Genomic DNA, 24,934 nt, shown 5'->3' on the forward strand with positions numbered 1-24,934 from the left:
CTTCCGCTGGACTGCCACTGCCGAGTCGATCCTTGAGAAACTGCATCGACTTTGCTCACGTATCAGCGGGACAGCACACTAGCAGGCCGGCTGCTCGACTTCAGCGAAGAGGCCGAGAACGTCCGTGTAACTTTCACTAGGGGAGACGAGGAACTTAACGTCCGCGACGACTGGCGGGATAAAGGGTTGGTCGAAGCCACCCACTTCGTGCGTCGGCGGCTCAACTGGACTGGCCACATCACTATTGAGGACACAGGTGATGGGATCGCTGCGGAAAACCTGCGCAAGTCCTGGCTCACGATCAGCGGATCGTACAAGCGGTCTGCCGAAGGGAAGCAGAAAGCAAAGACGCGCCTGGGCCGCACTCCGCTCGGCGACAAGGGTGTTGGCCGGCTGGGCTCCATGAAGCTCGGCGACATCTTGAAAGTGGAGACGAGTACGGGTGAGGACCAGCCATTGGCATCCGCAGTGTTCCGATGGGCTGACTGCGAGAAAGCCGAAACCATTGACCAAATCCCGGTCTTCGTCGAGACGGACCTCCCGAATCCGGATCGATTTAAGGGAACGCGTGTTTCCGTCTATGGTCTGAAGAACGTCGGCCAATGGGCCAACGGCGCCGCGGCCCTGAAGCTCAGCCTGGCCACCTTGGTGTCTCCGTTCGAGGCCAAGGCGCAGTTCCCGGTCACAGTGGATGTCGATCGCGACAAGACCAGCCTCGTGACCGTTACCGAGACGCTGCTTGCGCGTGCGGTCGCCGATTTCCAGTTCAAGTGGCAGGCCGGACCGGCCGATGTACCCGAACTGCAGTGTGTTGCCCGCTTCCGAGAGCGGCTGTTTCGGGCCGCCATCGGTAGCAGCAAGACTCAGAAGCAGAAGTCCAACGACGTTTTTGGGACCGACGAAGGCGACGGATTTCTCAAATGGCTGAGCGATCCCGCGCGGATGAAGCGATACAAGGTTGTTCCCCGGCCTAGCCCCGAATGGTTCGTTGAAGTCACCCAGACGATTCCCTGGCCGAACATCAAGACCGGCGGTGAAGAGGTCAAGTCAGAAGACCCCGGCCCCTTCAGCGCAGCGTTCTATTATTTCAATTTGCGGGACTTTTCGATCGACGAGCCTACCGATTCCACCCCGACAGACTCTGAAGCCGATACAGAAGCTGCAGCAGGACTGGGCATTGATCGGGCGACGATCAAAAGGATGGCTGGGATCTCCATCCTGCGCGATGGATTCCGAGTGCGCTCTCAAGGCGACTGGCTCAGGCTTGCCGAGGCCATGACTACAGGAAGCACCTACCAGCTGCGTGTGCACAACACACTCGGGTACTTTGCGCTGACCGGCGAGCACAACTACAAGCTGGTCGAGAAGTCCGATCGTGAAAGCTTCGTCGAAAACGATGCCTATCGAGGCTTCAACGCCATTGCCTTGGAGTGCAAGACGTTCGCGAACGAATCGCTTGAAGCCGTCCGCCGTGCGATGGACAAGTATGCTATTCAGGTCGTACCGGGGGCCATCAATCGCCCACCGACCGCGGAACGCTCTTTCGATGTCGTTGAGACCACAATGGAGGGCGCGGCCGCCGCCAAACAGGACGCTCTGTCGATCGTCGCAGCGCTGGAGCAGGGCCTGGGGCTTGTTGAGCAGCAGGACGGCGTGGGCGCCACGGACGTGCTGAAGACGGCCCTACAGAAGGCTCAGACCGTCCAGCGCAATCTGGACATAGGGGCGCAGGCGAGCAGCGCGGTGCGCATGCTGAGGCAGGAGTTCACCGACAGCAAAGAGCGGATGCTGTCGCTTTACGAGAGCGCCGCCGTCGGCCTGAGCGCCCGTGGCCTGGCGCATGAGCTGCGCACTCACATCGTAGAGATCAGGCGGCGCATCGTGGCGATCGAGGAGGTCGTGAAAGAGGGCCGTGCAAATGAGAAGAGCGTTGCGCGCCACACCCGGCCTATCCGCGCCGCCTGTGCAAGCATCACCAGCGCTGCAGCCATCATCGATCCGCTGCTTCCACGGACTCGGGCGGTCAAGGAAACGATCGACCTCTTCGACTTCGTCTCGCAGTACCGGGAAAACCGCGCCGGCGGCTTGAAGCGGGAAGGTATCGATTTCGAGATCCGAGGCGAAGCTGGCCAGGCTATCGCCAGGATCAATCGGGGCCGACTGCTAGCCGTCTTGGACAACCTGATTAGGAACAGCGTCTATTGGCTTCGCCGTGGCACCGACGTGCTGGAGATAAAGCGGCCGAAGCAGATTCGCGTCGAGATTACTTCGTCCGGCTTCTCAGTGGCTGATAGCGGCCCGGGCATCGATCCCGCCTATGAGGACAGCATCTTCGACATGTTCATTTCAGCCAAGCCCGCATCGGAACGCGGCCAAGGCCTGGGCCTATTCATCTCATCGCAATTGCTCGCAGCGGACGGCTGCAACATTAGCTTGAGCACAGAAAAGAACCAAGACGGTCGCAGGTACAGGTTCATCGTGAACCTTGGGTCAGTCATGCACGGAGGGAAGAAATGAAGCCCATCGAGGCGCTAAAGCTGCTCGGTTCAACACGAGTGATCTGGATTGACGACCGCTTCGCTACCGCGTCGGCCGCGGAACTGACCGACCTTCTCACCGAACACGCCGATGTTGCGGTAGATCTATGCCCTGAGCCGATGAAAGGTGCGCTGCGCAAGATTGCTGACACCGACGACACCGGAAATCACGAGCTGGAGCAAGCAGTCGCAAACTTGACAGTGCGGGAGCGGATCAGCCTGCTGCGTCAGGTCCAGCTCAAGCTGGAAGACAACGGAACCGCCGACCTGTCCGACGAGCAAATCGAGAGCGTCTGCACGCATCTTGCCATCGCGAAAGAGGATCGCTGGCCCTTCGACACGGCAGAAGGCGCGATGCTTGAGCTTGCCAAGAATACGGGCGACACGGGGATCAGCTACATCATTGACTTGAATGATGCTCAAGGGGCTGCCGGCAACACGAGGGGCTTGGACCTCCTGAAAGCACTTCACGGCGCGGGTTCCAAGGCGACTGCCTTGCTGCTGACCCACTACGCAACCAAGAGCAATGAGGCAGAGAAGGAGCTTGAGCTGCGCAACGCCCTCTCGCCGGAGGGGCCGCTAGACGTCTCCCCTGTTTGCGTCATCGCCAAGGAGCGTCTTTACCCGATCGGTGAAGCGGACTCAACGGTGGAAGGTCGCGACGGTGTCGTCGCCCAGGCGCTGCGTATAGCCATCAAGAGGGCCGGACTGCGCCGCAACGTGCACGAGGTCCTGGTGCGCGTTCAGAGCCATATTGAGAAGGCGTTCAAGACCGCGAGCAATGACCTGCTTGAAGTCCCGCCCGAACAGTTGGATGAGTACGCGATTGGCCGAGCCTATGCGGAGGGTGTCTCCGAGCTCCACGTCGTGGAACGAGCGCTCACCGCATCCATGTCGGAATCGTTCCGCCACCTGTTCTCCGTCGACGCCGCCACCCGTGAGAACGAGCGTCGGCTGCGCTCGCTCCGCGTCGTACCGCTCGATATCGACGCCACGATCCACCATCAAAAGCTGGAGACTTTCCGGAAGCTGGAGGTCTGGGAATCCGAAGACCTGGTCAACAAGGGCTGCTCGCCGCTGGCCTGCGGCGATGTCTTTGAAGTGGATCCCCAAGGCGGTGCCTTGGCTCAGCGCTTCATTTTGCTCGCACAGCCTTGCGATGTCACGTTGCGTCCCAATGGTGATCGCGACGCGGAAGCCGGCTTCCTGGTTTTGCTCAAGCCGCTTGCGACGATCGATTCGCCCCCGAATCAGAAGCAAATTCGGCTTCCCTTCCTGCTCGACGGCAAGCAATGGGTATGTGAGCTGAGGAAGACCACTTCCATTCGACTCGACCTCTTGGACCTTGTGTCTTACCGACCCGACGGCCGCCTTCTGTATGACTACGGCCAGGCCGTGCCCGAGTGGCTGCTGCCCGGGCAGATGGTTAGCGGCAGATCGGCTTTCAAAGCCCTTAAGGATGCACACGACGCGCGTTCTGCCGTCAAGGGCTCGCCTGCCAAGGACGTGAAGGACTCCAGATGTCAGCTGACGCTTTCCGCCAAGGGTCCCTTCCAGCACATCGCCCATGGTTCGTTTATCGAAGCCAAGGCAGCGAAGGGCGAGGCACCTGGTGTGACAGGCGGCTTCACCTGGAACCTCCGGCGGGTTGGCCGAGTGCGGATGCCGTACGCATCCGCCCTGCTGGGCAGCTACTTGGCCGTCGTGGACAGGGACGCATTCGATCTGGACTATTTGAAACCGCGGGCGCCGGATGCGGCGTGCGGTATCAACGTCGCCGTCGGAGGTCATGCCTGATGACGAAACGCTCGTAGAGCAGTGGCAGCGTCGCTGCCAGAGAACCGCCAATGCCTGAACCGGCGGGCGACCAGTGGAGCGCACTGTCTTCCAACGGCACAACTGAGCGGATCAAAGCCGCGACGGACTGGCCTTCGCGAGCGCGCAGCTCACAATACCGGATTGCGTCGATGGCGTCGAAGCACGCCTGCAAGCGCTTCATGCGAGTCAGAAAGATCTCTGCATCCAGCGATGGAAAGGCGCCTTTGACACGGGCATAGCTAGTCTTGAACTTCGCCGCTACGCATGGCGCGTTGCAAGACGCGACGACGACGCCGACGTTAATGAACTCGGCTGTGCCGATGTCGTGCACGTAGCGGAGGATCGAATAGGTATACGGACCTTCTGTCGTCGCGGCTAGCTCAGAAACATGCGCTGAGTTCACAGATGATTTCCAAAAGCAAAGGCCGTGCTGTCAAGGTAGGACTACGATATTCGTAGAGAAAGTATAGCGCCATTCTTCGAATATCGAAGAATGGCTTCAAGCACCCGGGGAGACGCTACTCCGCTATTCGGCAAGCGGCTTCGTGAAGCGCGCGAGATGGCTGGCATTGCGCAAGACAAGCTTGGCGTACTCATCGGTCTCGACGAGTCGAGCAGCAGTGCCCGAATCAGTCGCTACGAAACTGGCGTGCATGAGCCACCTGTACGGACGGCCAAGCAGATCGCCAAAGTACTAAAGGTTCCTCTTGCTTTCCTCTACTGCGATGACGACGTGCTGGCCGCGATCCTGTTGCAGGCCCATCGGATGTCCAAGGAAGCGCGGCGTGCATTGCTAGCCTCAATGCAATCCGAGTAGCGTGCGGAGCCTTTGTGCACGCCTCAGCAAAGCCTTCGTAGCGCCCGTGTAGTGCCTTTTCCCGCAGGGATATCCCGGATGGCCGCGCCCAGATCGCATAGTCATAGTTAGTTCGCCTTCCGAACTAACACGCGTCCAAGGACGCCCAACACCCCGGAGACCCACCCATGACCAAGCCCCTACGCGCCCTGGCCACCCTCGCCCTCGGCCTGTCCGCCATCGCCGCAAGCGCCCAGACCGTCGTCGGTGTGAGCTGGTCCAACTTCCAGGAAGAGCGCTGGAAGACCGACGAGGCCGCGATCAAGTCTCAGCTTGAGAAGATGGGCGCCAAGTACATCAGCGCCGACGCCGGCGGCTCGCCCGAGAAGCAGCTCGCCGACATCGACGGCCTGATGTCCAAGGGTGCCAAGGCGCTGATCGTGCTCGCGATGGACAAGGACGCGATCCTCCCCGCGGTCAACAAGGCGCTGAAACAGAAGGTGCCGGTGGTGGCCTACGACCGGCTGATCGAAACGCCCGGCGTCTTCTACATCACCTTCGACAACGTCGAGGTCGGCCGCATGCAGGCGCGTGCGGTCTACAAGGTGCAGCCCAAGGGCAACTACGTGTTCATCAAGGGCTCGCCCACCGACCCGAACGCCAACTTCCTGCGCGCGGGCGCGCAGGAGATCGTGGCCGACGCGGTGAAGAAGGGCGACATCAAGATCGTGGGCGACGAGTACACCGATGGCTGGAAGCCCGAGGTGGCGCAGAAGAACATGGAGCAGATCCTCACCAAGGCCGGCGGCAAGGTCGATGCGGTGGTGGCGGCCAATGACGGCACGGCCGGCGGTGCGGTGGCGGCGCTCACGGCCAAGGGCATCCGCGGGATTCCGGTGTCGGGGCAGGACGCGGACTTCGCGGCGCTCAACCGCGTGGCGCTGGGCACGCAGACGGTCACGGTGTGGAAGGACTCGCGCGAGCTGGGCCGCGAGGCCGCCTCTGCCGCGATGGCGCTGGTGCAGGGCAAGACGCCGGACAAGGCGGCCAACTGGAGCGGCGGCGAGAAGAAGATCGCCATCTCCTCGCACCTGCTCACGCCGGTGCCGATCACGCGCGACAACCTCGATGTGGTGGTCAAGGCCGGCTGGATCAAGAAAGACGAGCTCTGCCGCGGCGTGACGGGCGACAAGGCCCCCGCGGCCTGCAAGTAAGCAGCAACAGCACAGCGCGATGAGCGAACCGCAATCGCAGTCGCTGTGGCAGCGCAGCGGGGTGGACTTGCGCCTCTTGCTGATGTGCGCCCTGCTGGTGGTGATGGCCCTGGCCTTCCACTGGCTGTCGGGCGGGCTCTTCCTCACGCCGGAGAACCTCTACAACGTCGCGCAGCAGACGGCGGTGGTGGGCATCGTCGCCACGGTGATGGTGCTGGTGATCGTGGCGCGGCACATCGACCTGTCGGTGGGCTCGGTGATGGGCTTCGTCGGGGTGCTGGTGGCGTACCTGCAGTACACCTCGGGCTGGTCTTGGCCGGCCTCCTGCCTGGCGGGGCTGGCGGTGGCGCTGCTGGTGTCGCTGTACCAGGGCGGGCTGACGGCGATGCTGGGCGTGCCCTCGTTCGTGGTCACGCTGGGCGGGCTGATGTCCTTCCGCGGCGCGGCCTTCCTGGTGGCGGACGGCAAGACGCAGCCGGTCAACGACGAGTTCTTCCAGCGCCTGGGCGGCGGCTACGACGGCGGCATCGGCACGACGGCGACCTGGGCGCTCGCCGCGCTGGTGGCGGTGGTGCTGTTCGCGCGCATGCTGCAGCAGCGCCGCGCGAGGCAGCGGCACGAGATGCCGGTGGAGCCGCTGGTGGTGGACGTGCTGCTCACCGCGGTGCCGGTGGTGGCGGTGTTCGCCTTCGCCTGGGCGATGAACAGCTACCAGATCGCCTCCAAGTCCGAGCCGCAGGGGCTGCCGATCCCGGTGCTGATCTGGGCGCTGGTGGCGGTGCTGCTGTCCTTCATCGTGCACCGCACGCGCTTCGGGCGCTACGTGTTCGCGATGGGCGGCAATCCGGATGCGGCGGCGCTGGTGGGCATTCCGGTCAAGCGGGTGACGATGATGCTGTTCGCGCTGCTGGCGGTGCTGGTGACGGTGGCGGCGATCGTCTCGATCGCGCGGCTCAACGCGGGCACGAACTCGCTGGGCTCGGGCATGGAGCTGTACGTGATCGCGGCGGCGGTGATCGGCGGGGCGGCGCTGGCGGGCGGCAGCGGGTCGATCTTCGGGTCGGTGCTGGGGGCGCTGATCATGCAGTCGCTCGACAGCGGCATGCTGCTGCTGGACGTGGCCATCGGCAAGCGCATGGTGATCATCGGGCAGGTGCTGATCGTGGCGGTGGTGTTCGACGTGCTGTACCGCAAGCGCTTCGGGGATACGCGATGAGCGCGACGTTGGTGGCACCCGCGCCCCTGGTCGAGCTGCGCGAGATCCGCAAGGCCTTCGGCGGCGTGAAGGCGGTGGACAACGTCAGCATCAACCTCTACCCCGGGGAGGTGGTTGCGCTGCTGGGCCACAACGGCGCGGGCAAGTCCACGCTGATGAAGATGCTGGCCGGCGCCTACCCCATCGACTCGGGCGAGACGCGCATCGCGGGCGAGGCGGTGCACATCCGCACACCCTCGGAGGCGCAGGCGCAGGGCATCGAGACGATCTACCAGACGCTCGCCCTGGCCGACAACCTGGATTCGGTGGCCAACCTCTTCCTTGGCCGCGAGAAGCTCACGCCCTGGCGCACGCTGGACGACCACTTCATGGAGACGGAGGCGCGCAAGGTCTTCCGCCGCCTGAACAAGAACTTCACCAACATCCGCGTGCCGGTGCGGCGGCTGTCGGGCGGGCAGCGGCAGGTGGTGGCGATCTCCCGGGCGCTGTACTTCAACGCCCGCATCCTGATCATGGACGAGCCCTGTGCCGCGCTCGGCCCGGAAGAGACGGCGATGGTCGGCACGCTGGTCAAGCAGCTCAAGGCCGACGGCGTGGGCATCTTCCTGATCACGCACGACATGCCCGACGTGTTCGGCCTGAGCGACCGCCTGGCGGTGATGAAGAACGGCAAGCTGGTGGGCACCTACCGCACCGCCGACGTGACGGAGGACGAGGTGCTCGGGATGATCATTGCGGGCAAGCGGCCGGAGGGGAAGGCGCAAGCCGAGCACGCGGCCGCGGCATGACCACGCTCGGCGACCAGCAGCTGGTCAAGCGCATCAACCGCAGCGTGCTGCTGCGGCTGCTGCGCGCGCGGCCGGGCCTGTCGCGCGCGCGGCTGGCGGCGGAGAGCGGGCTGACCAAGTCCACCGTCAGCCTGCTGGTGCGCGAGCTGCTCGAGGACGGCTGGCTGCTCGAGGCCGGCGCCGCGGTGGCCGACGGGCTGGGGCGGCCGTCGATCCCGCTGCGCATCCATGCGGGCCTGCGTGCGCTGACGGGGGTCGAGATCGCGGTGGAGACGCTGCGCGTGGTCTGCGTGTCGCTGATGGGCGAGCTGCTGCATGCCGAGGCGCAGCCGCTGGCGTCGCAGTCGCCGCGGGCGGTGTGCGGGCAGGCGGCGCGCATGGTGGCGGCCGCGCACAAGGCGATCGGCGCGCTGGGGCTGCGGCCCTCGGGCATCGGCGTCGGGGTGCCCGGCGCGGTGGACGACGCAAGCGGCCAGGTGCGCTTCGCGCCCAACCTCGGCTGGCGGCAGGTGAGCCTGCTGCCCGACCTGGTTGCGGCGCTGGCGGCCGAGGGCGTCGCACAGCTGCCGGTGCAGCTGCAGAACGATGCGGATGCGGCCGCGCTGGGCGAGTACGAGTTCGCCGGCGGCGAGAGCGAGGACCCGCTGGTCTTCGTGAGCTGCGACGTGGGCGTGGGCGCCGGCGTGGTGCTCAACGACCGGCTCTTCACCGGCGCGCACGGCATGGCCGGCGAGATCGGCCACACCATCCTGCAGGTGGACGGGCCGCTGTGCTCCTGCGGCCGGCGCGGCTGCGCCGAGGCTTTCCTGGGCTCGCGCGTGCTGGGCAGCGGCAGGGCCGACGCGATGCGCGGCGCCGCCTTCCTGGGCGTGCTGCTGCAGAACCTGTGGGTCACTTTCGAGCCGCGCGCGATGGTGGTCGGCGGGCAGTCATGCTTCGAACATCCCGGGCTGCTGCCCGAGGCCATCGAGACGGTGAACCGCTATGCGCAAAGCGCCGGCATGCGGCCGCCGGTGGTGCGCGCCGCGCGCTATGGGGAATGGGCGTCTGCGGTGGGGGCGGCGGCACTCGCGTTGCACGAGTACCTCAGGCCGCTCCATCCGGATTCGAAGGCGCGGCGCGCCCGCGCCGCCACCTTCATGTCATCGAAACAACAACTTCAGTCGGCGTAGACGCCGGCAGCCTTGATGATCGGGCTCCACTTGGCGATCTCGGCCTGCACGAACTTCTTGTGCTCGGCGGGCTCGACGCGGTTGTCGGTGGCGACCACGGCGCCCAGGCCTTCCTGCTTCTTGATGAAGTCCGGGTCTTTCAGCGCGGTCTTGAGCGCGTCGTTGATCTTCTTGGTCACCGCCGCCGGCGTGCCCTTGGGCGCGTAGAGGCCGTGCCAGATGGTGACCTGGAAGTCCTTCAGGCCCGACTCCTGCAGCGTGGGCAGGTCCTTCAGCAGCGGCGTGGCCAGGCGCTTGGGCGTGGTCACGGCATAGGCCTTGACCTTCTTGGCCTCGATCTGCGGCGAGGTGTTGGTGGTCTGGTCGCACAGCAGGTCGATCTGGCCGCCGATCAGGTCGGTGATGGCGGGCGCCGTGCCCTTGTAGGGGACCGGGGTCATCTCGGTCTTGGTGGCGCTCTGGAACAGCAGGCCGCACAGGTGCGATGCCGAGCCCACGCCCGCGTTGCCGAGGTTGATCTTGCCCTTGTTTTCGGCCATCCAGCCGGTGAGTTCCTTGTAGTTGTTCGCCTTCATCGCGGGCTTGGCGATGAGCGTCATCGGCACGTCGTTGATGATGCCCAGGTACTCGAAGTCGCTCTCGACCTTGAAGGGCACGTTGCGCACCAGCGTGGGCACGGTGGACATGGCGATGTGGTTCAGCAGCAGGGTGTAGCCGTCGGGCGTGGCGCGGGCCACCTTGGCTGCGCCGATCGAGCTGCCGGCGCCGGGCACGTTGTCGATCACGATGCTGCCGCCGCCCAGGGGCTTGCGCAGGGCCTCGGCCAGGTCGCGCGCCACGCGGTCGGTCGGGCCGCCGGCGGAGAAGGGGACCACGATGGTGATGGGCTTGCTGCCGGGGAAATCCTGGGAATACGCGCCGGTGACGGCGGCGGTGATGGCAGCAAAAGCCAGCAGTCTCTTCATGTTCTCTCCTGATGAACGAGTCCGGGTTAAATGGGCCGCGATCTTATCGCCGCGTTCCGCCAACCGGATAGCGAATTGCCCTTACGAAATCAAGCATTTCTTGAACATTGCACAAACAGTTCCGGCAAGCAGGGGCAGCGCAAGGAGGCACTAGCGCTCGCGCGTCGACATCCAGTTGTACACCGGGCCGGGACCCGGGGTGACCGGTGGCCCCGAGTCGTCCGCGGCCACGGCGGGGGCGCGGCGGGCGCTGAACAGGGGCCCGGGGCCGGGCGCCGTCGGCGGGCCGGCGTCGCTGCCGGCAGATGCCGAACTGCCGGGCGAGCTGTAGTTGTAGACGGGGCCCGGGCCGGGCGCGAGCGGCGGTCCGCCATCGCCGCGGGCCTGGCCGCGCGGCGGCGCGACCACGGGCACGGGGGCGCGGGCGGCCGGCATGCCGGTATCGTCGCGCGTCCAGCCCGGCGGGCGGATCCAGGACATCGTCGGCGCGGCGGCAGCGACCGCCGGCTGCGCATCGTCGTCGGCCCAGGCCGGGGCGCGGGGCTGGCGTTCCGTTCGGGGCGGCTCGCTGCGCCGGCGCTCCGTCGGCGCGGCCGATGCACCGCGGATCACCGGGAATTCCGGTTGTGCAGGCGCTGCGGCCGGTGCCGGGGCCGATGCCTTTGCGGGCGGCTCGGCCTTGGCCGTCGAGGTTGGCGTTGGCATTGGCGCGGGCCGCGCGGGCGCGGCCGCCGCCTTGGGCGCGGGCGTCTTCGGTGCGGCGGGCGGCGCGGCCGCAGCGGGCGCCGCGGCCGGGCTCGGCGTCGCGGAGTCCGGCGCCGATGCATCGGGCACGGCCGGCGCCGTCTGCGCTTCGTCCGCGGCAGGCCTTCGGTCTTCCGTTTCCAAGGCCGCGGTGAGTTCGTTCACGAACGCCGGCGCGGCGAAGCCCCGCGTCACATACACGTACCAGCCGATGAAGGCCAGGCCCATGGCCACGCCCAGCAGCCCCAGGCGCAGCCAGAAGGCCGGCGTCTCCGCCGGCAGCAGGGCAAGGGGATCGTCCCGCCGCCAGGGGCGCGGGCCGCGCGCCGCTGCGACCGGCGCCAGGGGCGCGCGCGCACCCGCACTCGCACCCAGCACGGCGTCCAGCGCCGAGGGCGCGCTGGGTGCAAAGCCGGGCAGGCGGCCGGCGCAACCGATGCAGTACTTCGCGTTATCCCGGTTCTTGCTTCCGCAAGCACCACACAGGACGGGCATGACCAAGTTCCTCCGTGAACACAAACGCATTCACTCTCCACGGGAACGGACGCATGTCTGTCAGCGGCCTCCTACGGCAGGACTCGGATGCGGGCGATTGGCAGACTTTGAGCCCGCTTCGTGGAATGCGGGCCTGCAGCCGGGGCCCGCCGTGTTGTCCGACATGTACAGCCGACACCTGCCGATGCGGAGGCGCACACGCGGGCTTAGCTTGGGGGCTTCAACGAAAGGAATCCCGATGATCAACAAGCGTCAACTCGAGGGCCTGCGGGTCGCCATTCTCGTAACGGACGGCTTCGAGCAGTCCGAGATGACCGAGCCGCGCAAGGCGCTCGATGCGGCCGGTGCCGATACCAGCCTGGTGTCGCCGAAAAAGGGCCAGGTGCGCGGCTGGAAGCACCACAGCCCTGCCGACCGGTTCGATGTCGACGTGCCGCTGCAGCAGGCGGCAGCACACGAGTACGACGCGCTGGTGCTGCCGGGCGGCGTGGCGAACCCGGACGCATTGCGCGTCGACGAGCAGGCCGTGACCTTCGTGCGCGACTTCGTCAAGGCGGGCAAGCCGATCGCGGCGATCTGCCACGGGCCGTGGATGCTGATCGAGGCGGAGGCGGTCAAGGGGCGCACCATGACATCGTGGCCCTCGCTGCGAACCGATCTGACCAACGCTGGCGCCCACTGGATCGATCGCGAGGTGGTCGCCGACGGCCAGCTGATCACGAGCCGCAAGCCCGATGACCTGACGGCCTTCAACCGCGTGCTGATCGAGACGCTGGTCAATTTGCACGCGCACGCCTGAGAGCGCAGGCCGCGCGAGTTTTCAGCGGTAGCTGCGCGCGTCCTCGATCACCTTGCCGTCGTTGGGCAGGCTGCCCGGCGCCACCAACTCGACGGCGCCGCGGAGCTTGGTGAGTTCGCGGATGGCGTCGGCCATGCGGTCGGCCAGGCCCTCGGGCTGCGCTGCGCACTCGACCTTGAGCGTCATCCGGTCGTCGCCCATCTCGCCCTCCACCACCAGGCGCGCGCGCTGCGCCTCGGGGAAGCGGTTGACGATGCCGGCCACCTGGCCGGGGTGCACGAACATGCCGCGCACCTTGGTGGTCTGGTCGGCGCGGCCCAGCCAGCCCTTGATGCGGGCGTTGGTGCGGCCGGTGGGGCAGCGGCCCGGCAGCACGGCCGAGAGGTCGCCGGTGCCGAAGCGGATCAGCGGGTAGTCGGGGTTGAGCGTGGTGACGACGATCTCGCCCACCTCGCCCTCGGGCACGGGGTCGCCGGTGCCGGGGCGCACGATCTCGACGATCACGCCCTCGTCCAGCACCAGGCCCTCGCGCGCGGTGGTCTCGTAGGCGATGAGGCCCAGGTCGGCGGTGGCGTAGCACTGCGTGCCCGCCACGCCGCGCTCGGCGATCCAGTCGCGCAGGCTGGGCGGAAAGGCCTCGCCCGACACCAGGGCCTTGGTCACCGAGGGCAGGGCGACGTTCCGCTCGGCCGCTTTCTCCAGGATGATCTTGAGGAAGCTGGGCGTGCCGGCGTAGCCGGCCGGCTTGAGATCGGCGATGGCGTCCACCTGCTGCTCGGTCTGGCCGGTGCCGCCGGCGAACACGGTGCAGCCGAGCGCCCGCGCGCCGCTTTCCATGATCGCGCCGGCCGGCGTCATGTGGTAGCTGAAGCAGTTGTGCACCAGTTCGCCGCTGCGAAAGCCCGCGGCGTGCAGCGCACGCGCGGTGCGCCAGTAGTCCCGAGCCTCGCCCTCGGGCTCGTAGATGGTGCCGGGGCTGGCGAACACGCGCAGCATGCGCGGGCCGAAGCGGATGGCCGAGAAGCCGCCGAAGGGGTCGCTCGCGCGGCCGGCCTGCTGCAGTGCGAGCAGTTCGGACTTGCGCGTCACGGGCAGCCGGGCCAGCGCCTCGCGGCTGCCGATGTCGGCGGGCTCCACGCCGTCGAGGATCTTCGCGAAGGCAGGCGCCGCGGTCTGGGCCTGCGCGATCTGCTTCGGCAGGGCGCCCAGCAGGTCGCGCTCGCGTTCCTCGGGGTCTCGCACTTCAAGAGCGTCGTAGTAGTCGGTCATACGCTTCGTCCTCTCGCGGACTGATGCGGGGAACACTGGGGGGAAGCCATTACGCCAACCAACGCTTTCTGCGCTTGTAGCTCTTCACGTCGCGGAAGCTCTTGCGATCCGCGCCCCCGACGCCCAGGTAGAACTCCTTGACGTCCTCGTTCTCGCGCAGGCTCTGCGCTTCGCCGTCCATCACGATGCGGCCGTTCTCCAGGATGTAGCCGTAGTCGGCGTAGCGCAGCGCCATGTTGGTGTTCTGCTCGGCCAGGAGGAAGGTGACCTTCTCCTTCTCGTTCAGGTCCTTCACGATGCCGAACACCTCTTCCACGATCTGCGGCGCCAGGCCCATGGAGGGCTCGTCGAGCAGCACCATGCTGGGGTTGGCCATCAGCGCGCGGCCGATGGCGCACATCTGCTGCTCGCCGCCGGAGGTGTAGGCGGCCTGCGAGGTGCGCCGCGTCTTCAGCCGCGGGAAATAGGTGTAGACCTTCTCCAGCGTCTGCGCCACGGCGGCCTTGCCGTCGGTGCGGGTGTAGGCGCCGGTCAGCAGGTTGTCCTCGATCGTGAGGTGGGCGAAGCAGTGGCGGCCCTCCATCACCTGGATCAGCCCGCGCTTGACCAGTTCGGCCGGCGACAGCGCCTCGATGCGCTCGCCGCGCAGCTCGATGGTGCCCTTGGTGACCGCGCCGCGCTCGCCGGCCAGCAGGTTGGACACCGCGCGCAGCGTGGTGGTCTTGCCGGCGCCGTTGCCGCCCAGCAGCGCAACGATGCCGCCCTCGGGCACCGTGAGCGAGACGCCCTTGAGCACGAGGATCACGTGGTTGTAGATGACCTCGATGCCGTTGACGTCGAGAAGCACAGAACGCTCCCCCAGGCTGCGCGCCTGCGGCGCTCCGCCAACCCCCTCGCTCGCGAGGGGGCGATGCGAGTGGCCCGGCGAAGCCGGTCCCACCGCATCTCCCGAATGGCGTGCAGCCGTCATGTGTCGTGCTCCTCGTCAGGCAAGTCTTCAGGCGGCGCAGTCGCTGGCATCGCGCTTGGGCAGCTTCTTCTCGGCGGCGTACTTGTCGCCGGCCTGCTTCACCATCGGCTTGATGATCTGCTCGTCGGCCTGGTACCAGTCGCTCATGCCGCCCCACTTGGCGCCGTCCCAGGTGTGCACGCGCGCCCAGGTCGAGCCCATGTGGTCCTGGCACGAGGTGCTGATCGGCCGCAGCACGCCCGCGAAGCCCAGCGCGTCCAGCTTCTTCTGGTCGAGCGCGAGGTTCTCCAGCCCCCAGCGCACCTGCTCGCCGGTCATGACCTTGCCCTTGCCGAAGCGTTCCTGTGCGCGCCGCACGGCTTCCACGCCCAGCATCTGGATGATCAGGCCGCGGGTGTAGAGCACCGATCCGACCTCGTCGCGCGGGCCGGTGCCCTGGCCCTTGTCGTGCACGTTCTTCAGGATGTCCTGGATCACCTTGGGCTGCGTGCCCGAGGTGTTGAGCGCCAGCGCGTTGTAGCCCTTGGCCGAGGCGCCCACGTCCTTCACGTCGGGCTCGGCGCCGGCCCACCACACGCCGTACATCTTCTCGCGCGGGTAGCCGGTGGCCACGGCCTCCTTGAGCGCGGTGGAGTTCATCACGCCCCAGCCCCACAGCAGCACGTAGTCGGGACGCGACTGGCGCACCTGCAGCCAGGCGGACTTCTGCTCGATGCCGGGCGCGGCCACGGGAATCAGGCCGAGCTCGAAGCCGTTCATCTTGGCGCGCTCCTGCAAGAGCGGGATCGGCTCCTTGCCGAAGGGCGAGTCGTGGTAGACCAGCGTGATCTTCTTGCCCTTGAGCTTGTCGGCGCCGCCTTCCTTCTTCGCGATGTGCTGGATCAGGATGTCGGCGGCGGTCCAGTAGCTGCCCATCAGCGGGAAGTTCCACTTGAACACGCTGCCGTCCTGCGAGGCCGAGAGGCCGTAGCCCAGGGTGATGAGCGGGATCTTGTCGGCGGGCGCCTTGTCGGTCAGCGCGAAGGTGATGCCGGTGGCCTGCGGGTCGATCAGCGTGGCGCCCTTGTCCTTCAGGCGCTCGTAGCATTCCACGCCCTTGTCGGTGGCGTAGCCGGTCTCGCATTCTTCGTACGAGATCTTCACGCCGTTGATGCCGCCGGTCGCGTTGATCAGCTTGATGTAGTCCTGCTTGCCGTTGGCCCAGGGCGTGCCGTTGGGCGCGTAGGGGCCGGTGCGGTAGACCAGCAGCGGGAAGAACTGCTCCTTGGCCTGCGCGAAGGCCGGCGCCGTGGCGGCCAGCGCCGAGACGGCGGCGAGGGCGAGTGCGAGTGATTTCAGCTTCATGCTTGTCTCCTTTTGTTGAAGTGCCGGGTAAATCAATCAGTGCGGGAAGGGCCAGAGGCGCAGCTTCTCTTTCGCGGTGGACCAGAGCCGCGCGAGGCCATGCGGCTCGACGATCAGGAAGAACACGATCAGCGCGCCGAAGATCATGAATTCGAGGTGCGAGGCCAGCGCGGTCGAGATCGACAGGCCGAACCAGCCCGGGATCTGGTTGAGCATGATCGGCAGCAGCACGATGAAGGCGGCGCCGAAGAAGCTGCCCATGATCGAGCCCAGCCCGCCGATGATCACCATGAAGAGCAGCTGGAAGGAGCGGTCGATGTTGAAGGCCGCCGGCTCCCAGGTGCTCAGGTGCACGAAGCCCCACAGCGCGCCCGCCACGCCGACGATGAAGGAGCTGACCGCGAAGGCGGTGAGCTTGGCGTAGACCGGGCGGATGCCGATCACCGCGGCCGCCACGTCCATGTCGCGCATCGCCATCCACTCGCGGCCGATCGCGCTGCGCACCAGGTTCTTGGCCCCCATCGCGAAGACCACCAGCAGCGCCAGGCACAGCAGGTACTTCTGCGTCGCGGTCTCCACCGGCAGGCCGAACAGGTTGAGGCCCGCCACGCTGACCGAGCCCGAGGCCGAGTTGTTGGTGAACCAGTTGATGCGCAGGAAGGCCCAGTCCACGAAGAACTGCGCGGCCAGCGTCGCCACCGCCAGGTACAGCCCCTTGATGCGCAGGCTGGGAACGCCGAAGAGCACGCCCACCACCGTGGCGCACAGCCCGCCCAGAAGCAGCGAGGCGAGCAGCGGCATGCCGTCGATGCGCACGTGGAAGTTGTAGGCCGCGTAGGCGCCCACCGCCATGAAGGCGCCGGTGCCCAGCGAGATCTGGCCGCAGTAGCCCACCAGGATGTTCAGGCCCAGCGCGGCGAGCGAGAGGATCAGGAAGGGGATCAGGATCGCGCGGAAGAAGTATTCCGAGGCGAAGAGCGGCACCACCGCGAAGGCGAAGACCAGCAGCGCCAGGATGAACACCCGGTCCTGCAGGATCGGAAAGACCTGCTGGTCGGCGCGGTAGGTGGATTTGAACTGGCCGTTCTCGCGGTAAAGCATGTTCAGACTCGATCGATGATTTTTTCGCCGAAGAGCCCTTGAGGCCGCACCAGCAGGAAGACAAGGGCGAGCACATAGGCGAACCAGATCTCGATGCCGCCGCCCAGCATCGGCCCGAGGTAGATCTCCGAAAGCTTCTCTCCCACGCCGATCAGCAGCCCGCCGATGATGGCGCCCGGCACCGAGGTCAGCCCGCCCAGGATCACCACCGGCAGCGCCTTCAGCGCCACCAGCGAGAGCGAGAACTGCACGCCCAGCTTGGAGCCCCAGATGATCCCGGCCACCAGCGCCGCGAAGCCGGCCACCGACCACACGATCACCCAGATGCGGTTGAGCGGGATGCCGATGGACTGCGCGGCCTGGTGGTCGTCGGCCACCGCGCGCAGGGCGCGGCCGGTGGCCGTCTTCTGGAAGAACAGCGCCAGCACCGCCACCAGCGCGGCCGCCACGCCGGCGGCGATCAGGTCCTCCTGGCTCAGCAGCAGGCCGCCCTGGAAGGTGCCCTCCAGCACCATCAGCGGCTCCTTGGGCATGCCGACGTCGATCTTGTAGATGTCGTTGCCGAACAGCGTCTGGCCCAGGCCGTCGAGGAAGTAGGCGATGCCCAGCGTGGCCATCAGCAGCGTGATGCCTTCCTGGTTGACCAGCCTGGACAGCGCCAGCCGCTCGATCAGCCAGGCCACCGCGATCATGACCGCCATCGCGACCACGAAGGCCAGCACGTTCGCCAGCACCTGGCTTTCGAAACCGAGCCAGCGCGGCAGCCATTCCGCGAAGCGCGCCATCGCCAGCGCCGCGAACAGCACCATCGCGCCCTGCGCGAAGTTGAAGACGCCGGAGGCCTTGTAGATCAGCACGAAGCCGATGGCGATCAGCGAATACAGCATGCCCACCATGAGGCCGCCGAAGAGGGTTTCAAGGAAAAAGCCCATCAGTGTTCCGTTCCGAGGTAAGCCCGGATCACGTCCTCGTTGTTGCGCACCTCGTCGGGCGTGCCGTCGCCGATCTTCTTGCCGTAGTCGAGCACGACCACGCGGTCCGAGATGTCCATCACCACGCCCATGTCGTGCTCGATCAGCACGATGGTGGTGCCGAACTCGTCGTTCACGTCGAGGATGAAGCGGCTCATGTCCTGCTTCTCCTCCACGTTCATGCCGGCCATGGGCTCGTCCAGCAGCAGCACCTGCGGCTCCATGGCCAGGGCACGGCCCAGGTCCACCCGCTTCTGCAGGCCGTAGGGCAGGCGGCCCACCGGCGTCTTGCGGTGCAGCTGGATCTCGAGGAAGTCGATGATGCGCTCGACGAACTCGCGGTGCGCCAGTTCCTCGCGCTCGGCGGGGCCCCAGCGCAGGGCCTGCGCGAGCAGGCCGCTCTTCATCTTGAGGTTGCGGCCCGTCATGATGTTGTCGAGCACGCTCATGCCCTTGAAGAGCGCCAGGTTCTGGAAGGTGCGCGCCACGCCCATCTCGGCCACCTGGCGCGAATTCATGTGCTTGAAGTGCTTGCCGCGGAAGGTGATGGAGCCCTGCTGCGGCTGGTACACGCCGTTGATGCAGTTGAGCATGGAGCTCTTGCCCGCGCCGTTCGGGCCGATGATGGCGCGCACCTCGTGCTCGCGCACGTTGAAGCTGATGTCCGTCAGCGCCTTCACGCCGCCGAAGGACAGCGAGATGTTCTGCACGTCCAGGATCACGTCGCCGGTGCGGCGGCCGCGGCCGATGGCCGTCTCGGCAACGGTCGCGAGCATGGCGGCCTCGGTGAAGTTCTGTGCGTTCATGCGGCCGCCTTCATCGGTGGGAATCGCCTGGCCTCGACGATCTGCAGCGTGGCGCTCACCGTGCCCGTGCGGCCGTCCTCGAACTTGACCTGGGTCTCGATGTACTGCTCGGCCTTGCCGCCGTAGAGGGCGTCGACCAGCACGCGGTACTTGTCGGCGATGAAGCCGCGCCGCACCTTGCGGGTGCGGGTGAGCTCGTCGTCGTCGGGGTCCAGCTCCTTGTGCAGCACCAGGAAGCGGGCGATCTGGGTGTCGCCCATGCCTTCCTCGCTCGCCAGGTCGGCGTTCACCTTCGCGATGCAGTCGGCCACCAGCTCGAGCACCTCGGGCTTGCCGGCCAGGTCCACGTAGCCGCCGTAGGGCAGGCCGCGGCGCTCGGCCCAGTTGCCCACCGCCTCGTAGTCGATGTTGATGGCGGCGCAGACCTCGCGGCGGCCGTTGCCGAAGCACACCGCCTCCTTGATCTGGGGGAAGAACTTGAGCTTGTTCTCGATGTAGTTGGGCGCGAACATCGCGCCGCCCGAGAGCTTGCCCACGTCCTTGGCGCGGTCGATGATGCGCAGGTGCCCCTCGGCGTCGATCACCCCGGCGTCGCCGGTGTGGAAGTAGCCCTCGGCGTCGAGCACCTCGGCGGTGGCGTCGGGCCGCTTGTAGTACTCCTTCAGCACCGACACGCCGCGCACCAGCACCTCGCCGTCGGGCGCGATGCGCAGCTCGATGCCGGGCGCCGCGCTGCCCACGGTCTGCAGCTTGACCTTGCCGTCCTGCTGCAGGCAGACGTAGGCGCAGGTCTCGGTCTGGCCGTAGAACTGCTTGAGGTTGACGCCGATCGAGCGGTAGAAGCGGAACAGGTCCGGCCCGATCGCCGCGCCCGCGGTGTAGGCCACGCGGATGCGGCTCATGCCCAGCACGTTGCGCAGCGGGCCGTAGATCGTGAGGTCGCCCAGCGCGTAGAGCAGGCGATCGGCCAGGCCCACCTTCTGGCCGTTGAGGATGTCCGCGCCCACGCGGCGCGCCAGGGCCATGAACTTCGCGTACAGCCAGCGCTTGGGCGCGGCCGCGTCCTCCATGCGGATCGACACCGCGGTGAGCAGCCCTTCGAAGGTGCGCGGCGGGCCGAAGTAGTAGCTGGGCCCGATCTCGCGCATGTCGTTCATCACGGTGGCGGTGGACTCGGGGCAGTTGAGGGTGAAGCCGCCGACCAGCCACTGCGCCACCGAGAACAGGTGGTCGCCGACCCAGGCCATCGGCAGGTAGCTCATGATGTTGTCGCCGGGGCCGAGCCGGTCGGTCTCCACGCCGCCGCGGCCGGCAGCGATGAAGCTGGCATGCGTCTGGCACACGCCCTTGGGGCGGCCGGTGGTGCCGGAGGTGTAGAGGATCACCGCGACGTCGCCGGGCTCGACGCCGTTCATGCTCTGATCGAAGAAGCCGGGCTGCGCGGCATCGAACGCGCGGCCCAGCTCGCGCAGGCGCTCGTAGCCGATCAGGCCCGGCTGGTCGTAGTGGCGCAGGCCGCGCGGGTCGTCGTAGACGATGTGGCGCAGGCCCTGCTTGCCCTGGGCCGTCAGCAGCTCGCGGCATTCGAGCAGCTTGTCCACCTGCTCCTGGTCTTCCGCGATCACGAAGTCGATGGCCGCGTCTTCCAGCATGAAGACCATCTCGCCCGCCACCGCGTCCTGGTACAGCGGCACCGGCACGCCGCGCAGGCTCTGCGCCGCCACCACGGCCAGGTAGAGGTGCGGCCGGTTGGCGCCGACGATCGCGAGGTTGTGGCCGGGCTGGAAGCCCAGGCTCGCCAGGCCGCAGGCGATCTCGCGCACCTCGCGCGCCGCGGCCGACCAGGTCCAGGTCTGCCAGATGCCGAGGTCCTTTTCGCGCACGGCCGGCGCGTCGGGCTGGTGCTGCGCATGGGCCAGCAGCAGGCGGGGGAAGGTGTTGGCGTTGCTTTGCACGATGGGCGGACTGTAGAACCGCGCTTGTCGTCGACTTGTCGTTTCAACGACAATCCTAGGGACACTACTCCCCGGAGTTTCCCGATGATTCCCGGCGCGCCCAGCGGCACCTCTTCCCTGCGCGACCGCGTGCGGCCGGCCACCGTGGAGGAGCTGCACAACATTCCCTGGATGCACACGCTCACCCCCACCGAGCGCCGGCGCGCGGAGGCGGCGGTGGTGGTCGGCGATGCCGAGCCCGGCGACCTGGTCTGTCGCATCGGCCGCTCGCCCACCTACTGGTTCGGCGTGGTCGAGGGCCTGCTCAAGATGAGCAACGACAACGCCGACGGCACCTCCATGACCTACAGCGGCCTGCCGCCGGGCGGCTGGTTCGGCGAGGGCACCGCGCTCAAGCGCGAGCCCTACCGCTACAACATCCAGGCCCTGCGCCGCAGCGTGGTCGCGGGCCTGCCGGTGGACGACTTCCACTGGCTGCTGGACCACTCGATCGGCTTCAACCGCTTCGTGATGAACCAGCTCAACGAGCGGCTGGCCCAGTTCATCGCGGCGCGCGAGGCGGACCGGCTCAACGACCCCGACGCGCGCGTGGCGCGCAACCTGGCGGCGCTGTTCAACCCGGTGCTCTTTCCCGGCGTCGGCAAGCTGCTGCGCATCACGCAGCAGGAGCTGGCCTACCTGATCGGACTCTCGCGCCAGCGCGTCAACGAAGCCTTGCGGACGCTGCAGGCGCAGGGCGCGATCCGCGTGGAGTACGGGGGGCTGCGGGTGCTCGATCTCGCGGCGCTGCGTGACGGCGGCATGGCCGCCAAGGGCGAGGGCTGAGGCTCAGCCGGGGGGCTGGCGTTTGGGAAGGGGAATGCTGGGGTCGCGCACGATGGCTCGGCGCACCAGCTTGTCCAGCGCGTAGGGGCGCAGGTAGGCGGCGGTTTCCTCGACGGGGCAGTGCAGCCAGTCGTCCACCCAGGCCTCGCGCAGGAAGACCACGCGGCGCTGCGCCGGCGCTTCCACCGCGGGCAGCGTGAGCAGCGCGAAGCTCTCGACGCATTCGCCGTCCGGCGCGCGCCAGCCGTTCCACAGGCCCGCCAGCGCGAGCGGCTCGCCATCGGCGCGGGAGACGCGCACCACCGTGTCCTCGGTGTCGCCGCGGCGGTACAGCGCGTCGGCCAGCACCACGCAGCGGTGGCCCCGTTTCCAGGGCTGGTAGAAGTTGCGCTCGCTCGCGGCCGTCTCGCCGCGGGCCTCGAAGGTGTAGGGGACCTCGCGGTCCTGGGAAAACAGCGGGATCAGGCCCCAGCGGCCCCGCGCCGCCTCGAAGCGCCCCGTCATCGCCGCGCCTTCGCGGTCGCCGCGCGGGCGGCGGATGAAGGTGCCCTGCGCACCGGGCCGGACCACCGGCGCCTGTTCTTCCGGCACGGAAAGCCCGAAGCCCGCGAGAAAGTGGCGCGGGTCACGCGTGGGCTCGTATTGGATGGGCATCGGACGAATGTAAGAAGGCGCTGCGCGGTTCGTCAATGCACCTATAGGATCCGGAATGCACGACAAGTCGTTGTCGATGCAGCATTTCACGAGATCACGCATGAATTCAACGCAACTCACCATCATCACAGGCGCCTCCCGCGGCCTGGGCCGCGCCATGGCCGAACAACTGCTGGCCCGCCCGGGGCAGCGCCTGCTGTGCATCTCGCGCCGCGCGGACGAGCAGCTCTCCGCCCGCGCCCGCGAATCCGGCGCCCAGCTCGAACAGTGGCAGCAGGACCTGGCCGACCCGGTGCCCGTGGCCGTGCGCCTGGCGGATTGGCTGCGCGGCCTGGACGGCCAGGCCTATGAAAGCGCCACGCTGATCAACAACGCCGGCACCGTCGGCCGCACACGCCCGCTGGCGCAGGCGGCCGCGGACGAACTGGCGCAGGCTCTGCGGGTGGGCCTGGAGGCGCCGCTGCTGCTGACCTCGGCCTTCCTTGCCGCCACCCACGGCTGGCGCGGCGCGCGCAAGGTGCTCAACATCTCCTCGGGCCTGGGCCGCAACGCGATGGCGAGCCAGGCGCCCTATTGCGCGGCCAAGGCCGGCATGGACCATTTCTCGCGCGCGGTGGCGCTGGAGGAGGAAGCCTTGGGCACCGGCGCGAAGATCGTCTCGCTCGCGCCCGGCGTGATCGACACCGACATGCAGGTGCAGCTGCGCGGGGCCGAGTCCGACATGTTCCCGGACCGTGCGCGCTTCGAGCGCATGAAGGCGCAGGGCCAGCTCGACAGCCCGGAATCGGCAGCGGCGAAGGTGCTGGCCTATCTCGAGCGCACGGACTTCGGCAGCAAGCCCGTGGCGGACGTGCGCGACGCCTGAGCGGCGCTTATTCGATCGTTGCGCCCGAAGCCTTCACGATGTCCTTCCACTTGAGGTAGTCGGTCTTCAGCAGCGTGCCGAACTGCTCGGGCGTCATGCTCTGCGGCTCGGCGCCCTGCGCGATGATCGCGGCCTTCATCTCGGGCGTGGCCAGCAGCTTGTTCACCTCGGCGTTCACCGTGGTGATGATCTCCTTGGGCGTGCCCGCCGGCGCGAAGAGGCCGTACCAGGTGCTCACGTCGAAGTCCTTGTAGCCCAGTTCGGCCACGGTCGGGATCTCCGGCAGCGAGCTGCTGCGCTTGGCCGAGGTCACCGCCAGCGCGCGCAGCTTGCCGGCCTTGATCTGGCTCATCGCGGAGGGCAGGGAGGACACCATCAGGTCCACGTTGCCGGCCAGCACGTCCATCATCGCGGGGTTCGAGCCCTTGTAGGGCACGTGGCGCATCTTGATCCTGGCCGCGCCGTTGAAGATCTCGCCGGCCAGGTGGATGGTGGTGCCGTTGCCGGGCGAGCCGTAGGTCACGGTGTCGGGCGCGGCGCGCGCGGCATCGACCACGTCCTTGAGCGTCTTGAACTTCGACTCGGTGCGCGTGACGATCACCACCGGCGTGTAGGCCACGTGGGCGATGGCGGTGAGGTCCTTGGTCGGCTCGTAGCTCAGGTTCTTGTAGAGCCAGGGCGCGACGACCATGTTGTCCTTCTGGCCCATCACGATGTCGTAACCGGTGGGCGTGGCGCGCGCCGCCTCGGCGATGCCGATGGTGCCGCCCGCGCCCGCGCGGTTGTCGGGCACCACGGTCCACTTGCTGACTTCGGTGAGCTTGGTCGCGACCAGCCGCGACAGGATGTCGGTGCCGCCGCCGGGCGGGAACGGCACGATCAGGCGGACGGGCTTGGCGGGATAGGGCTGGGCCTGCACGGCGACGGCGGCCAGTGCCAGGACCGAGACGGTCAGCAGCTTGCGGATCATGGGGTGTCTCTCTGTTGGAGGCGCAGCCGGAGGCTGCACAGTGGGCGGGAAGTGTGCCGCAAAGAGGGCCATGAAGCGTACACGAATCGCGATGGCGGGCTTGCCGAAGGGCGATGCGCTGATGCGGCAAGGCGGCCTCGGGCCGCACTGCAGGGAGGTCCGGGCGATGCCCTGCGCCCATTCAAAGGGGGGAGGCGAGCGTTGCCTCCACGGATTCAATGCACCGTCGGCGGCCCGCCGCGCTCGTCATGCCGGCGCTGCAGCGCCGCGATGCCCGCCATCATGGCGGCGCCATAGGTCGGCATCGGCCCTTCGGCGGCGTCGACGGGTCGGCAGTCGGTGCCGTCCTGCTTCTGCAGGACCCAGTAGAAATGGCCGGCGATCGGTTCGTCAACGATCAGTGCGATGGCTTCGGTATCCATGTGAATCCTCGTCTTTCAGTGCATGCGCCGGTTGTACGCAGCCACAGGACGAACAGAAAGCGAGGAATTCACAAAGCGACGCACGCTGCGCCACAAAGGCGCGCCGACCGTGCAAATGCGCACGGCGGCCAGGGCGGGTCAGCCGAAGTTCTTCTGGGCGAAGTCCCAGTTCACCAGCTTGGCCAGGAAGGTCTCCACGAACTTCGGGCGCAGGTTGCGGTAGTCGATGTAGTAGGCG

The 24,934-nt window shown here is 67.2% G+C and carries 24 protein-coding genes; 10 read left to right on the forward strand and 14 right to left on the reverse strand.

Going from position 1 to position 24,934, the window contains the following annotated elements; all coding sequences use genetic code 11:
* The first annotated feature begins 51 nt into the window (after window positions 1-51).
* Complete coding sequence (locus tag A8M77_RS32800) at window positions 52-2,517, forward strand: sensor histidine kinase (RefSeq protein ID WP_086925661.1); 2,466 nt, start codon at window positions 52-54, stop codon at window positions 2,515-2,517.
* Window positions 2,514-4,334, forward strand: a complete 1,821-nt coding sequence (locus A8M77_RS32805; protein ID WP_086925662.1) for a hypothetical protein — start codon at window positions 2,514-2,516, stop codon at window positions 4,332-4,334. The genes A8M77_RS32800 and A8M77_RS32805 overlap by 4 nt, the downstream gene beginning before the upstream one ends.
* Here A8M77_RS32805 and A8M77_RS32810 read toward each other — a convergent pair.
* Window positions 4,306-4,758, reverse strand: a complete 453-nt coding sequence (locus A8M77_RS32810) for a DUF3037 domain-containing protein (RefSeq protein ID WP_086925663.1) — start codon at window positions 4,756-4,758, stop codon at window positions 4,306-4,308. The two genes, A8M77_RS32805 and A8M77_RS32810, sit on opposite strands and share 29 nt — an antisense overlap.
* 90 nt (window positions 4,759-4,848) lie before the next feature.
* Here A8M77_RS32810 and A8M77_RS32815 point away from each other — a divergent pair, with 90 nt between their 5' ends.
* From A8M77_RS32815 to A8M77_RS32835, 5 genes are all read left to right on the forward strand, one after another.
* Complete coding sequence (locus A8M77_RS32815) at window positions 4,849-5,172, forward strand: helix-turn-helix domain-containing protein (RefSeq protein WP_086925664.1); 324 nt, start codon at window positions 4,849-4,851, stop codon at window positions 5,170-5,172.
* A gap of 167 nt (window positions 5,173-5,339) precedes the next feature.
* Complete coding sequence (gene xylF, locus A8M77_RS32820; RefSeq protein ID WP_086925665.1) at window positions 5,340-6,365, forward strand: D-xylose ABC transporter substrate-binding protein; 1,026 nt, start codon at window positions 5,340-5,342, stop codon at window positions 6,363-6,365.
* 19 nt (window positions 6,366-6,384) lie between these two features.
* The gene (locus tag A8M77_RS32825; RefSeq protein ID WP_086925666.1) at window positions 6,385-7,581 is read left to right on the forward strand and encodes a sugar ABC transporter permease; all 1,197 of its coding nucleotides are present in this window, start codon (window positions 6,385-6,387) and stop codon (window positions 7,579-7,581) included.
* Window positions 7,578-8,369 (forward strand): ATP-binding cassette domain-containing protein, encoded by a 792-nt coding sequence (locus tag A8M77_RS32830; protein ID WP_086925667.1) that lies wholly within the window; start codon window positions 7,578-7,580, stop codon window positions 8,367-8,369. The genes A8M77_RS32825 and A8M77_RS32830 overlap by 4 nt, the downstream gene beginning before the upstream one ends.
* Window positions 8,366-9,541 carry an ROK family transcriptional regulator gene (locus A8M77_RS32835; protein WP_086925668.1) on the forward strand — a complete coding sequence of 392 codons (1,176 nt, stop codon included), beginning with the start codon at window positions 8,366-8,368 and terminating at the stop codon, window positions 9,539-9,541. Before A8M77_RS32830 ends, A8M77_RS32835 begins: the two co-directional genes overlap by 4 nt.
* Here A8M77_RS32835 and A8M77_RS32840 read toward each other — a convergent pair.
* Window positions 9,529-10,506, reverse strand: a complete 978-nt coding sequence (locus A8M77_RS32840; protein ID WP_086925669.1) for a tripartite tricarboxylate transporter substrate-binding protein — start codon at window positions 10,504-10,506, stop codon at window positions 9,529-9,531. The two genes, A8M77_RS32835 and A8M77_RS32840, sit on opposite strands and share 13 nt — an antisense overlap.
* Before the next feature lie 150 nt (window positions 10,507-10,656).
* Window positions 10,657-11,745: a zinc ribbon domain-containing protein gene (locus A8M77_RS36320; protein WP_158101039.1), complete on the reverse strand. Its 1,089-nt coding sequence runs from the start codon at window positions 11,743-11,745 to the stop codon at window positions 10,657-10,659.
* Window positions 11,746-11,983: 238 nt separating this feature from the next.
* On the opposite strand from A8M77_RS36320, the gene A8M77_RS32855 reads away from it, so the two are divergent.
* Window positions 11,984-12,544, forward strand: coding sequence for a type 1 glutamine amidotransferase domain-containing protein (locus A8M77_RS32855; RefSeq protein ID WP_192871713.1), 561 nt, complete (start codon window positions 11,984-11,986; stop codon window positions 12,542-12,544).
* Between the two features lie 21 nt (window positions 12,545-12,565).
* Here A8M77_RS32855 and A8M77_RS32860 read toward each other — a convergent pair whose 3' ends face one another.
* From A8M77_RS32860 to A8M77_RS32890, 7 genes are read right to left on the reverse strand one after another with little or no spacing between them, the layout of a single operon-like run.
* Window positions 12,566-13,813 carry a phenylacetate--CoA ligase family protein gene (locus tag A8M77_RS32860; RefSeq protein WP_086925672.1) on the reverse strand — a complete coding sequence of 416 codons (1,248 nt, stop codon included), beginning with the start codon at window positions 13,811-13,813 and terminating at the stop codon, window positions 12,566-12,568.
* Window positions 13,814-13,862: 49 nt separating this feature from the next.
* Window positions 13,863-14,783: an ABC transporter ATP-binding protein gene (locus tag A8M77_RS32865; protein ID WP_443273400.1), complete on the reverse strand. Its 921-nt coding sequence runs from the start codon at window positions 14,781-14,783 to the stop codon at window positions 13,863-13,865.
* 27 nt (window positions 14,784-14,810) lie between these two features.
* Window positions 14,811-16,127, reverse strand: a complete 1,317-nt coding sequence (locus A8M77_RS32870; protein ID WP_086925673.1) for an ABC transporter substrate-binding protein — start codon at window positions 16,125-16,127, stop codon at window positions 14,811-14,813.
* A gap of 36 nt (window positions 16,128-16,163) precedes the next feature.
* Complete coding sequence (locus tag A8M77_RS32875) at window positions 16,164-17,228, reverse strand: branched-chain amino acid ABC transporter permease (protein WP_086925674.1); 1,065 nt, start codon at window positions 17,226-17,228, stop codon at window positions 16,164-16,166.
* A gap of 2 nt (window positions 17,229-17,230) precedes the next feature.
* Window positions 17,231-18,160, reverse strand: a complete 930-nt coding sequence (locus A8M77_RS32880) for a branched-chain amino acid ABC transporter permease (protein WP_086925675.1) — start codon at window positions 18,158-18,160, stop codon at window positions 17,231-17,233.
* Complete coding sequence (locus tag A8M77_RS32885) at window positions 18,160-18,975, reverse strand: ABC transporter ATP-binding protein (RefSeq protein ID WP_086925684.1); 816 nt, start codon at window positions 18,973-18,975, stop codon at window positions 18,160-18,162. Before A8M77_RS32885 ends, A8M77_RS32880 begins: the two co-directional genes overlap by 1 nt.
* A 26-nt stretch (window positions 18,976-19,001) precedes the next feature.
* Window positions 19,002-20,960 carry an AMP-dependent synthetase/ligase gene (locus tag A8M77_RS32890; protein ID WP_086925676.1) on the reverse strand — a complete coding sequence of 653 codons (1,959 nt, stop codon included), beginning with the start codon at window positions 20,958-20,960 and terminating at the stop codon, window positions 19,002-19,004.
* A gap of 84 nt (window positions 20,961-21,044) precedes the next feature.
* On the opposite strand from A8M77_RS32890, the gene A8M77_RS32895 reads away from it, so the two are divergent.
* Window positions 21,045-21,785 (forward strand): Crp/Fnr family transcriptional regulator, encoded by a 741-nt coding sequence (locus tag A8M77_RS32895; RefSeq protein WP_086925677.1) that lies wholly within the window; start codon window positions 21,045-21,047, stop codon window positions 21,783-21,785.
* Window positions 21,786-21,788: 3 nt separating this feature from the next.
* Here A8M77_RS32895 and A8M77_RS32900 read toward each other — a convergent pair whose 3' ends face one another.
* A complete protein-coding gene (locus A8M77_RS32900; protein ID WP_158101040.1) occupies window positions 21,789-22,439 on the reverse strand; it encodes an SOS response-associated peptidase family protein in 651 nt (216 codons plus the stop codon).
* Between the two features lie 100 nt (window positions 22,440-22,539).
* Here A8M77_RS32900 and A8M77_RS32905 point away from each other — a divergent pair, with 100 nt between their 5' ends.
* Window positions 22,540-23,304 (forward strand): SDR family NAD(P)-dependent oxidoreductase, encoded by a 765-nt coding sequence (locus tag A8M77_RS32905; RefSeq protein ID WP_086925679.1) that lies wholly within the window; start codon window positions 22,540-22,542, stop codon window positions 23,302-23,304.
* A 7-nt stretch (window positions 23,305-23,311) separates the two neighbouring features.
* Here the strand turns inward: A8M77_RS32905 and A8M77_RS32910 are convergent, their stop codons facing one another.
* The 3 genes from A8M77_RS32910 to A8M77_RS32920 form a co-directional block, all read right to left on the reverse strand.
* Window positions 23,312-24,274, reverse strand: coding sequence for a Bug family tripartite tricarboxylate transporter substrate binding protein (locus tag A8M77_RS32910; protein WP_086925680.1), 963 nt, complete (start codon window positions 24,272-24,274; stop codon window positions 23,312-23,314).
* 215 nt (window positions 24,275-24,489) lie between these two features.
* Complete coding sequence (locus tag A8M77_RS32915; RefSeq protein WP_086925681.1) at window positions 24,490-24,696, reverse strand: hypothetical protein; 207 nt, start codon at window positions 24,694-24,696, stop codon at window positions 24,490-24,492.
* Between the two features lie 138 nt (window positions 24,697-24,834).
* Window positions 24,835-24,934: Fe-Mn family superoxide dismutase (locus A8M77_RS32920; RefSeq protein WP_272947470.1), on the reverse strand; the 100-nt coding region annotated here is incomplete at its 5' end.

Source organism: Variovorax sp. JS1663 (assembly GCF_002157355.1).
In the GTDB taxonomy this organism is placed as follows: domain Bacteria; phylum Pseudomonadota; class Gammaproteobacteria; order Burkholderiales; family Burkholderiaceae_C; genus Variovorax.